The 12,364-nt window shown below is 37.1% G+C and carries 6 protein-coding genes; 5 read left to right on the top strand and 1 reads right to left on the bottom strand.

Going from position 1 to position 12,364, the window contains the following annotated elements:
* The first annotated feature begins 113 nt into the window (after positions 1–113).
* From ACTB0X_RS06120 to ACTB0X_RS06130, 3 genes are all read left to right on the top strand, one after another.
* A complete protein-coding gene (locus ACTB0X_RS06120; protein WP_463024105.1) occupies positions 114–4,127 on the top strand; it encodes a T9SS type A sorting domain-containing protein in 4,014 nt (1,337 codons plus the stop codon).
* Positions 4,128–5,918 carry a T9SS type B sorting domain-containing protein gene (locus ACTB0X_RS06125; protein WP_463024106.1) on the top strand — a complete coding sequence of 597 codons (1,791 nt, stop codon included), beginning with the start codon at positions 4,128–4,130 and terminating at the stop codon, positions 5,916–5,918. It abuts the gene before it with no gap.
* A gap of 179 nt (positions 5,919–6,097) precedes the next feature.
* On the top strand, positions 6,098–7,894 hold the full coding sequence (locus ACTB0X_RS06130) for a T9SS type B sorting domain-containing protein (RefSeq protein ID WP_463024107.1): 1,797 nt from the start codon (positions 6,098–6,100) through the stop codon (positions 7,892–7,894).
* 491 nt (positions 7,895–8,385) lie between these two features.
* Here the strand turns inward: ACTB0X_RS06130 and ACTB0X_RS06135 are convergent, their stop codons facing one another.
* Positions 8,386–9,849, bottom strand: a complete 1,464-nt coding sequence (locus ACTB0X_RS06135; RefSeq protein ID WP_463024108.1) for a trypsin-like peptidase domain-containing protein — start codon at positions 9,847–9,849, stop codon at positions 8,386–8,388.
* A 134-nt stretch (positions 9,850–9,983) separates the two neighbouring features.
* Here ACTB0X_RS06135 and dapF point away from each other — a divergent pair, with 134 nt between their 5' ends.
* Positions 9,984–10,754 carry a diaminopimelate epimerase gene (gene dapF / locus ACTB0X_RS06140; RefSeq protein ID WP_463024109.1) on the top strand — a complete coding sequence of 257 codons (771 nt, stop codon included), beginning with the start codon at positions 9,984–9,986 and terminating at the stop codon, positions 10,752–10,754.
* 75 nt (positions 10,755–10,829) lie between these two features.
* Positions 10,830–12,362: a glutamine-hydrolyzing GMP synthase gene (gene guaA, locus ACTB0X_RS06145; RefSeq protein ID WP_463024110.1), complete on the top strand. Its 1,533-nt coding sequence runs from the start codon at positions 10,830–10,832 to the stop codon at positions 12,360–12,362.
* Positions 12,363–12,364: the final 2 nt, after the last annotated feature.

Below are 12,364 nucleotides of genomic sequence, written 5' to 3' on the forward strand. Positions count from 1 at the left end.
AATTAATAACACCACCAATTATATCTTTTTAGGTAAAGGCAATTATGTTTAATGAAGAGAATACTAGTAAAAAACTCTTATGATATTATTAAATAGAACCAAAACTTTACAACATGATGAATAAAAATAAATTACTGCAATTAAGCTTTATTTTGCTTGCAGTATTCACCTTAAATAGTTTTACAACGTATGCTCAATCGGGCGAAAGTTGTGATGATGCGATTGAACTCTTAGAGTCCGAACTTCAAGAACACACATTTCAAGATAGTCACGAATTTATTTATCTCAATTTTACTTCGTTTGCTGATAGTTTAGAGTTATTAATAAGCGAAGCATCTAACTCTCCTCAGGCTGAAATAAATTCTCTTAAGTTATATCAATTAGAAGATTGTGGAAATCTTGAATTGGTATATGAAAAATATTTAGTGGATAGTAGTCCATTGAGTTATTTCCTATTCCCAGATTTGTACACTAGTGGAAATTACCTAATAGAAATAGGAAGAGATCCAAGTCTAGGTTTAAATAATGCGTATTTTCAAACACAATTAATTGCGAGTAATATTTACCCTTGCCCTGCAACTTACACTCAAACTTGTGGCAATTTATTGAAGAATGGAGGATTTGAATATACAAAACGTGATTTCGGAACTAACTCAAATGGATACGGCCGAGCTTACGGAGTTCAAGATGGATGGCTATGTGAGTGGGAAGCTGCTTTCCATAACCCAACATATGAGAATATTTCAAATCCATATGTATCTGTATGGTTTGAAGTGTTTCCTGGTGGTGTTGTAGAACATTTAGAAGGAATGAAAACAAACGTAGCCATACAAAGTGGAAAAACTTACCTTATTACTTGTTCTTTGAGAGTCGCTAGTTTATCAAACGGAGGAATGCCAGAACAATTCAATCTATTTTTTGTTAATCAATCAACATTAAATACTTACACTGGGTATCCTGATCCTGAAATTGATCAAGCTGCAAAAGGTTATTCACCCACATTAATTGGACAAAAGGCTTCTTTTTATGATTATTATGTAGATCAAACTTATTTACCTGTAATTGGAAGTTGGAAAGTGTTTTCAGTTTGTGTTGAAGCCAATAGTAATTATGATAGACTTTTGATTTTTCCTGAATCCATTAATCTATCTTATCCATTTCACCATCAAATTGATGTGGATGATGTATCCATGAGAGAATTAACTTTAGATGCAGGGCCAGACTATTATTGTGAGAGCGCGCCTGTAACTATTGGACCAAGCTGTGTAATACCGGGTGCTATTTACACTTGGACTCCAAGTGCAGGTTTAAGTAATCCAAACATCCCTAACCCAACAGCTGCTCCAACAGAGAATACAGAATATACATTAACAATGAGTTTTGCAGGTTCTAGTTGCACCATTACTGATAAAGTAGAAGTTTATAATATAGCACCTTCTGAAATTCCTGATGGAGCCGATGTTGACTGGATAAAACTTAATCTTCCATATACTATAGGACAAACGAATACACTTGAAACTTCAGATAATTTTGTTATTGTCTCAGGAATGGAGTTGAAAATTATGGGCAATTTTTCTGTAGATGAAAATTTTGCTTTTCGGGACTGTAAAATTTTAATGGCAGAAGATGCAAGAATTGATGTCAATGATGGCGGATTCGTAATTGATGGTTTTGCTGCACCAGGCACTACTAACAGGTATATTAAATCCTGTGATCCAGATAAATTTTGGGATGGAATTTATGTCAATAAAACCGTTTCGAATAATGCACACATCCTTATTTTTGACAACCAGTTTTGGAGATTTAAACCAGAATTATACAATTCAAGATTATTGTTTGCCAATTCAAAAAATGGAATTGTATTATACAATGGACCTAGAGCATTAGTATCGTGTGTAACGTTTGATAGAAATGACAGGGTACTAGATGTAAAACCATATGCTAACATCTCAAATGAAATTGGCCTCTTCTTTAATTCTGTAGCTAGTTCAGAACCACTTTTATCTCCTTCAAGCACTTTGTATTATCCTACTACATCTATCAAAATGGACAATGTTACAAGAACTACAAATGATAGCATCTATTTTTGGTCAAATAGTTTTGATGGAACGGGCGGAACTGTTAATATCATCAATTCTGACCTATATTCTAGACGAGATACATTTGAGCACTTTAATAATTCTTTATTTAGTAACCCTAGTCTTTTAAAACAAGAAAATGCTGTTTTAATTCAAGGAGGTAGTGGTGCAGGAGAAACAGTAGAGTTTGATCAAGCTGAATTTTACAGTAATTTAATAAGCATTAATTCTGAAGAAAATGTAGAATTACATTTGAATGAGGTTACTGTTAACTATAAAAATCTGCCAAGTTCAGGCCCAGTAGCAATGCCAATTATCCCAGGGTCTAAGTTTTTAAAAATGGTGGGCAACTCAAGTGATGTTAGTTTGAAACCAATACCGAAACCATTTAGACCTTTGGTGAATTCTAAAATTTACAATGTAGAAACAGGGTTCCAGATAAATGATTGTATAAATGTAAAGATAGAAAGCTTTGATATAGATTTAGAATACCAAGGAAGCGGAATAAGCAACTATACCTTAAAAACAAATACCAACAGCACAGGTATTGTTTACAATAACTTTGGAATACAAGCTAACTACATTGATCATTCTGCAGTCACTAATAATACCATCTTGCATGCTAAAGCTGGTATCCAATTGTTTCATACAGAAATTGATATTGTAAATAACACAATTTTAGATTTGAATGACGATACAGGAGTTCCTCAAGGTTGCTTTCCTGGCCCTTGTTATGCTACTCCAAGTTGGGGTATTCGAGCAGTAAACTCTCAGCCTATCATTACAGAGAATAAAGTTTATAACAACCTTAATAATTATCCTACTTCTGACCCAAGTGCAAATACAAAAGTGGTGGGAATAGAGTTGGACAATTCTACTAGTTGGAACCCAACAGTAAGTTGTAATAACATAGAATACACAGGAGTGGCTATGAAATTTACAGGTGACAACAGTGGTGGCGAAATTTTGAAAAACAAAATGAACGACCATACTGTAGGGTTTTTATTGCATCAAAATGGTGTGGTAGGGAATGTAGGAAGCGGCGGGAATGCTTCTCAAAACCAATGGACTGGTTCGTATTCTAGAAGCAATACTTTTGCAAATAAATCCAATGGTGGGGCCTCTAATTTGTTTGTGCAAAGTGGTGCTCCTTATAATCCTGTGATAACTCTTGGTGATTATTTAGGTGTTGGCGCTTCTCCAATGATTAAAACCATCACTACAGCAGCTGCGAACTCAGGTTGCACAACCCGGGCTAGAGTGCGAAACAATACAGCGAACACGAATGCACCTAGTTTTAGACAATTCCAAAATGGAAATAGCGTAAGAGGAAAGCAACCTTTTATGGTGTATGCGAGCGACAGTGCGTTGCAATTCAATCAGCAATTGTTGTTTTTCAACTTGTCTAAAGATTCTGCCTTGATGAATAGTACAGCGTGGAAACAATTTTCAGATTCTATGCGAACGACTCCTATTGGTAAAACCATCGGACAGCCATTGAACAATGCAGGCAGAGGTGCTATCAATGTAGGAACTCCTACTAATTTCGATACTAATTTGGAGTTAATTGATCCGATTGCGGTTCGTTATAAAAATGGAATTGAACTGACTAAAAAGGAAATGGCTCAATTGCAGGAAATGGCACTAAAATGTCCTTATTATGATGGGTTGGCGGTGTATCAAGCACGTTCTATTATTACCGAATTGGGAGGTACAGAAGTCTACAACAATTGTGAATCAGTAGAATTGATACCATCTTTAGGAAATGCAAGCAAACGAATAAAAAGTGAGGAGAATTCAGCACTTTCTACTTTTGCGATTTATCCGAACCCTGCCAAAGAAATGATTTTCCTTAATTTTGAAGTGAACGAAAAAGATAATGTGACCTTTGAATTGTACGATGTATTGGGTAAGCAACAAACCATTAGCCGTTTGAATGCAACCAATCAGCACCAAATTAAATTGAGCAACGTACAACCAGGCATTTATTTTTACCGTCTACTTGTTAACGATGCTGCTAGTGAAAGCGGTAAATTAATCATTGAATAGTTGAGAACAGTTTTAACCATAATTATTTTGTTTTGGGCGGTGCAGTGCACCGCCCAAAATTTAATCCCCAATCCTTCTTTTGAAGATACTTCAAAAACAGGATGGAGTTATTATTTGCCAGACCAATGGAGAGTAACTGGAACAGGAAATACACAACCAGAATACTACAATGAATATCACGATAAATATTGGACAGTTCCTCAAAGTGCTTTCGGTTACCAATTTGCTCAACAAGGAAATAAATATATTGGAATGGTCATATACTTATTAGATCGGTCCCATAAACCTCAAAGAAATTACATTCAATGTGATCTGAAACAGCCTTTGCTCACCGATTCGAATTATTGTGTTAAGATTCATGTAAATCTCCCTGATTCTTTTTCTTATGCTTCTCGGAATCAATTAGGTATTTATTTGTCAAACAATCGTATTTCTTCTAATTCCGATTTTCATTTACCGTATACACCTCAAATCATTGTTTCTCCTACCAATTACATCACTGAAACCAAAAATTGGGCAGTGTACAACCATACCTATAAAGCAGTAGGAGGAGAAAAAGTATTGACATTAGGCAATTTTAATGACACAACAGCTATTGATACATCTTACATGGGCTATAATAGAGGTAATTATCAATTTTTTGGTACGTATTATTTTATTGACAACCTTTATTTGGGGAGTTGTGCTACTTTGCCGTTGAGTTATGATGGCAGTATTGGGGTGAAGTTAGATAGTGCATTGTGCCATACCAGCCCTGTAGATGCCATACTCCATTACACCAATACCGGTGAAGAATGGTTGGATTTTACAAGAGATACGTTGCACATTACTACTACGGTTAAACGCAATGGGTTTGTGATGCAAATCATACAACAGGAAGTGAATTCCAATAGTTACAATCCCATTCCTACAGAAGCATTGTTTGGAGGTAATACCGCAAAAATTCCGATCCAAGGGTTGGATTTTACTACTTTGGGTGCCAATTATGAGTTAAGCGTAACGGCTACCTTTAATCGGGATGAAGTAAGTTCTAATAATCAATTTGATACTGTATTTGTTCCCAACCATGTAGTGGATCAAATTGTTATATCCGCAGATACCATTTGCAAGGGAGAAGGTGTTCAATTAGTAAATCTAGCACCACATTTTACTTCTCAATGGCAGTATAGCGAGAATGCCATCAATTGGTCAAATTTAGCAATTGGCGATTCAGCTAATCATGTTCCAATTTCAAGTCCGATGTATTATCGGTTAAGCGTATGCAATGCGTTGTTTTCAGATACGTTTCAAGTGGTTCAAAACAATCCACCAAAACTAAATGATACAATAGTCAATTTTTGTCAAAACACCACACAAACCATTGTTCCCCAATTCGCAGAATCTATTTCTGCAATTAATTGGTACAATTCTGCAACAGCAACCAATCCATTTTTTCAAGGGTTTGCCTATTCGTTTAAAGTCAACAATAACCAAACCTATTATTTAGAAACAGACGTAGACAATTGTTTGGCCGTAGAACGAAGCAAAATAGAAGTACAAGTAGCACCTTGTGCGTTAATCATTCCAAATATTTTCACGCCCAACGGCGATGGAGATAATGATAGGTGGGAGTTGGGTAACACCAAAGGCTTATCTTTAGAAGTCACTGTTTTCAATACATGGGGTATGAAAGTAGCCGAATGGAAAAACAATCCGTCTTGGGATGGGAATAATGTTGCCGGAGGTGTTTATTTCTACATCATCAAACACGATGGAGAAGTGTATAAAGGAACGCTGAGTTTGTATAAATAAAAACATTCAAGTAGCGATTAACTCTCGGAGGGTTAGTAAGCTATTAAATACTAAACCTCTGAGAGTTTTGTAATGAAATGAAAGTATTACATTTGAGTAACGTACAACCAGGCATTTATTTTTACCGTCTACTTGTTAACGATGCTGCTAGTGAAAGCGGGAAACTAATCATTGAATAATTGAAACTAAGTTTAACCATTATTATTATTTTGTTTTGGGCGGTGCTTTGCACCGCCCAAAATTTAATCCCTAATTCGTCTTTTGAAGATACTTCAAAAACTGGTTGGAGTTATTACTTACCAGACCAATGGCGTTTAGCAGGCGGAGTAAATAGGCAACCGGAATATTACAATGAATATCATAGTAATTTATGGACAATTCCTCAGAGCATTTTAGGTTATCAATATCCGCAGAATGGTACGAAATACATTGGTATGAGGATGTATAATTTTGCCACTATTGCATGGAAACAAACAAGGGATTATATTCAAACAGATTTGAATCAGTCGTTAATGGCTGATTCTATATATTGTTTTAGAATTCATGTAAACCTGCCAGATTCTTTTACCCATGCTTCTCGTAACCAACTGGCCATTTATTTGTCCAATAACCGTGTGTCGTCTAATTCTAGCTACAATCTACCTTATACGCCTCAAATCATTGTTTCTCCAAGCAATTACATCACTGAAAAAAAAAATTGGGCAGTGTACAACCATACCTACAAAGCAGTGGGCGGAGAAAAAGTATTGACGATGGGAAATTTTAATGACACCACTGGCATTGATACACTTTATGTTGGAGGTGGTAAAATTGAAGATATTTTTTTCGGTACTTACTATTTCATTGACAACCTCTATTTGGGGAGTTGTGCTACATTGCCGTTGAGTTATGATGGCGGTATTGGGGTGCAGTTAGATAGTGCATTGTGCTATACCAGCCCTGTAGATGCCATACTCCATTACACCAATACCGGTGAAGAATGGTTGGATTTTACAAGAGATACGTTGCACATAACTACTACGGTTAAACGCAATGGGTTTGTGGTGCAAACTATACAACAGGAAGTGAATTCCAATAGTTACAATCCCATTCCTACTGAAGCATTGTTTGGAGGTAATACCGCAAAAATTCCAATCCAAGGGTTGGATTTTACTACTTTGGGCGCCAATTATGAGTTGAGCATAACGGCTATTTTTAATCGAGATGAAGTGAGCACCAACAATCAATGGGACACTACTTTTGTGCCCAACCACCGAGTGGATGACGTTACCATTTCAGCACATACTATTTGCAAAGGAGAATCCATTCAATTGGTGAGAAATAACTCCAATGGAAATACCCAATGGCAATACAGTAGTGATGCAGTTGTGTGGTCTAACCTCATTGCTGGCGACACAGCCAATCACATTCCTACGGCTAGTCCGATGTATTATCGGTTAAGCGTTTGCAATGCCTTGTACTCAGATACTTTTAGAATTCTTCAACATCAACCATCGGTGCTAAAAGACAGCACAGTAAATTATTGTCAAAACATCACTGAGACAATTGTCCCTCCGTTTTCAGCATCCATTTCTACCATTAATTGGTATAATTCTCCTTCAGCGACCACCCCTTTTTATCAAGGCTATTCTTATCGTTTTAAAGTCAGTAACAATCAGACGTTCTATTTAGAAACGGAAATTGATGGTTGTAAAGCGGAAGAAAGAAGTAAAATAGAAGTCATTACAGACCCTTGTGCGTTAATTATCCCTTCCTTTTTTACGCCCAACGGCGATGGTGATATCGATACGTGGGAGTTAGGCAACACCAAAGGCTTACCGATAGACATTACTATTTATAATACATGGGGAACCAAAGTAGCACAATGGAAAAACAGCCCTTCTTGGGAAGGTTACCATGTGGCTAGTGGAGTGTATTTCTACATCATCAAGCACGATGGAGAAACGTACAAAGGAAAATTGAGTGTGTGGAAGTAGGAGGAGCATTTGTTTGTATTAGACTTCACTTCGGCTCCGCTCAGTGAACTCTAAAGCCTGTTTTGAGCCAAGCTATAACTGAAGTGCCCAATGAGACAAAGAAAGAGAACATATAATAAGCGAAGGAAAATGGATTAAACAATCAAATGTCCATCGTAAATTTGTCCTTGAGAAAAATGAATTCTTGATCAAAATGAAACTTTAGAGAGGCGGAGAAGTTCCGATTTTAAGAGGAAATCACTTCGCCGAAGTTAAGTTTTATGAAGAGGAAGAATTTATTTTTCTCAAAGACTTGACTTTTTGTTTCATTTTGGGTCAAGCCAAAAGAAAAAGGATTAAAAAAGATGAAAGATAATGTGACCTTTGAATTGTACGATGTATTGGGCAAGCAACAAACCATTAGCGCAGCCGAAATATTCAATAATGACAAATAAAAAAAACGGGAGCCATATTTAAATGAACTCCCGCTTTCAAACCAAATAACCAACTCCTTATAAACCCAAACCATAATAAGCACGCTGTCCTGTTGGGTAGATACCTTCCAATAAAACGCCTCCGCTTTTGTCTTTCATTATTTCAGAAAACTGCTCTAAGCTTTTGATTTCTGCATTGTCAACTTTCTGAATGATAAATCCTTTGCCAACTCCGGCATTTCTAAATTTTCCAGTCAACACTTCTTCAACTTGAATACCAGAAGAGACGTTTAACTCCTTCAATTCATCTTTGCTCAAGTCTTTTAGTTTCACACCCAATGTGCGGTATAGCTCTTTGGAATCATTTTTAATGATGTCCGTATTTCCTTCTATGTTTTTTAAGGTTACTTCCTTAGTGATTATATCACCGTCTCTTAACAAAGTCAGCTCCACTTTGTCACCTGGTCTTTTTTGACCTAATTTTTCTTGCAATGCAGGAATGTTAATGACTCTAGAACCATCGACCTTTTTAATAATGTCGCCTTCTTTTAACCCGGCTGCTTTTGCAGAACCATTATCAGCCAAGCCAGCCACATAAATTCCATTTCTATCGTCGATGTTTTTCTCTTTAGCCAGATTTTCATCAATGTCTCTAATGTTGATTCCGATATAAGCCCGTTGAACCGATCCGAACTCTTTTAAATCTGCGACTACCTTTTTAACAATATTAGATGGAATTGCAAAAGAGTAGCCGGTGTATGAACCAGTGTTCGATTGAATCGCTGCATTGATTCCAACTAATTCACCTTTTGTATTCACTAAAGCTCCACCACTGTTACCAGGATTTACTGCTGCATCTGTTTGTATAAACGATTCGATGGAAGAAGCTCCTGTATAAGGGTCATTTCCTAAAATATTGATGTCTCTTCCTTTTGCAGAAATAATTCCCGCAGTTACCGTTGATGTTAAGTTAAATGGATTTCCTACTGCCAAAACCCATTCTCCAACTCTTGTTTCATCAGAGTTGGCAAAGTCAACCGTTGGTAAATCATCGCCGTCAATTTTCAATAAGGCAATGTCAGTGGTTGGATCCAAGCCAATCACCTTTGCTTCGTAAGTTTTACTATTGTTTAAGGTAATGTTGATTTTATTGGAATTCTCCACTACGTGATTGTTGGTTACAATGTATCCATCATTGGAAATTATAACACCGGAACCTGCCCCTTTAACTGGCTGAGAATATTTTTTCTGAACGTTTCCATTTCCGTAAAACAACTCCTTTAGCGGATCAAATCCGTATTGCGTTAGTTCTCTGGTGCCTTCCGTTTTGACATGAACAACGGCATGAACAGTTAGTTCGGCTGCCGTCACATAATCCACTCCAATCTCTGGCGCTCCTCCAACTATGTTGACCAATTTAGTTGGAATCTTTTTTTCAGAAGAGGAACTCGTTTCTGTATTGTTTTCAAAAATCTTGTACATGCCAATCGAGGTAATTCCGCCTAACATGGCTGCAACAAAAACTAAAATAACTTTTTTCATAGTATGTTTTTTTTGATTTTTATTATTCCAAATTTAACGCTGTAAGTGTTGTGATATTAGGCAACTGCCGTTAAAAATTGTTAACCTAGAATTAGTCAGTATCTTTGCTGTTAAATAGATTTAATTCTCCTTTCATGCAGTTAAAATTTTATAAATATCAAGGCACTGGAAACGATTTTGTGATGATCGACGATCGTGAAAATAAGCTTCATTTATCAACTCAACAAATTCAGCATTTATGCGATAGACGATTTGGAATTGGGGCGGATGGTGTCATTCTCATTCGGAATCATGAAGCAGTAGATTTTGAAATGGTGTATTACAATTCAGATGGCAGTCAAAGTTTTTGTGGCAATGGAAGTCGTTGTGCTTTAGCTTTTGCTGAAACTTTGGGGATTTATAAATCAGAAGCATCTTTTATCGCCATTGATGGAAAGCATGTTGGGAAGTCTCAGAATAATTTGTTCTACACCAAAATGGGAGATGTTGATGAGGTGGAAGTTGGTGATGGATATATGTTCATTCACACCGGATCTCCGCATTATGTGATTTGGAAAGACGATTTGTCGGATTTTAATTTAGTGGAAGAGGCAAAAAACATTCGTTACAATAATCGCTTTAAAGCAGCGGGAACGAATGTAAATTTTGTAAAAGAATTGACAGATGGAGTTCAAGTGCGCACCTACGAAAGAGGAGTGGAAGGTGAAACGTTGTCTTGTGGAACAGGGGTAACTGCAGTAACATTGGCGCAAGCGGTGAAGCACGATATGACAGATGCTGAGCTGAAAATTGAAGTAGAAGGTGGCGAATTGAAAGTGTCTTTTGAACGAGCCGGTAATCAGTTTAAAAATATTTGGCTCATTGGTCCTGCAGAATTTGTATTTGAAGGAATTACAGTCCTTTAGTTTTCTTCAAAACAACGTTGAAAATTCTTGAAAGAATATAGTAAATAGGCGTATCATATATTTTATCTTTGCCCGATGTTAGAAAAAATTATTATTGTTGATTTTGGTTCTCAATACACCCAGTTAATTGCTAGAAGAGTAAGAGAACTAAATGTATATTGCGAAATTCATCCGTTTAATAATCTAAAGCAGATGGATGATAGTGTTAAAGCGGTAATCCTTTCTGGAAGTCCATTTTCTGTGCGGGATGAGAATGCACCACAAATCGACTTATCGAATATAAAAGGCAAAATGCCTTTGCTAGGTGTTTGTTATGGAGCGCAATACATGGCACAGCATTTCGGTGGTCAGGTATTGCCATCTGAGACCAGGGAATACGGTCGTGCAAATTTATCTTTCGTAAGCCAGTCTAATCCATTCATGAAAGGCATTTCTGACAACAGTCAAGTATGGATGTCACACGGAGATACCATCAAGCAAGTGGCTGATAATTTTGAAATCATTGCATCTACTGAAGATGTAAAAGTGGCGGCATACCATATACAAGGAGAAGATACTTATGGAATCCAGTTTCACCCTGAGGTGTATCACTCAACAGAAGGTTTGGAGTTGTTAAGAAACTTTATTGTGAATGTGGCAGGGTGCTCACAAAACTGGACGGCAGCTTCATTTGCAGAAACCAGTATTCAAGATTTAAAGGATAGAATCGGAAATGATAAAGTTGTTTTAGGGTTATCTGGAGGTGTAGATTCTACAGTAGCAGCCATGTTATTGAAAGAAGCAATTGGCGATAATTTATATTGCATCTTCGTGGACAACGGATTACTTAGAAAGAATGAATTTGAGCAGGTATTGGAGCAATACAAGCACTTAGGATTAAACATAAAAGGAGTGGACGCTAAATCTCGTTTTTACGAAGCGTTGGCCGGAGAATCAGACCCTGAAAAGAAAAGGAAAGCAATCGGACGTGTATTCATCGAAGTTTTTGATGATGAAGCGCATGAATTAACAGATATCTCTTGGTTGGCACAAGGAACCATTTATCCGGACGTGATTGAGTCCGTTTCTGCAACAGGTGGTCCATCTGCAACCATAAAAAGTCACCATAACGTGGGAGGTTTGCCTGATTTCATGAAATTGAAAATAGTTGAGCCATTGCGATTGTTATTTAAAGACGAAGTTCGTCGAGTAGGAAAGGCATTAGGTTTACCAGATAACTTATTGGGACGTCACCCATTTCCTGGTCCGGGATTAGCCATTCGTATTTTGGGAGACATTACTCCAGAAAAGGTACGCCTTTTGCAAGAGGCAGACGCAGTATTCATTGATGGGTTGAGGAAAGCCGGTTTATACGACAAAGTTTGGCAAGCAGGAGTGATCTTATTGCCAGTTCAGTCTGTTGGTGTAATGGGCGATGAGCGAACCTATGAAAATGCTGTGGCATTGAGAGCAGTAGAATCTACTGATGGAATGACTGCAGATTGGGTGCATTTGCCGTATGAGTTTTTAGCAAAGACATCGAATGAGATTATTAACAAAGTGAAAGGGGTGAACAGAGTGGTGTATGACATCAGCTCAAAGCCGCCTGCAACAATAGAATGGGAGTAATT

The organism is Acidiluteibacter sp., from assembly GCF_055129545.1.

Coding starts and splice junctions, on each gene's coding strand:
- ACTB0X_RS06120 (WP_463024105.1), top strand. CDS start 114: ATGATGAATAAAAATAAATTACTGCAATTAAGCTTTATTTTGCTTGCA.
- ACTB0X_RS06135 (WP_463024108.1), bottom strand. CDS start 9,849: ATGAAAAAAGTTATTTTAGTTTTTGTTGCAGCCATGTTAGGCGGAATT.
- dapF (WP_463024109.1), top strand. CDS start 9,984: ATGCAGTTAAAATTTTATAAATATCAAGGCACTGGAAACGATTTTGTG.
- guaA (WP_463024110.1), top strand. CDS start 10,830: ATGTTAGAAAAAATTATTATTGTTGATTTTGGTTCTCAATACACCCAG.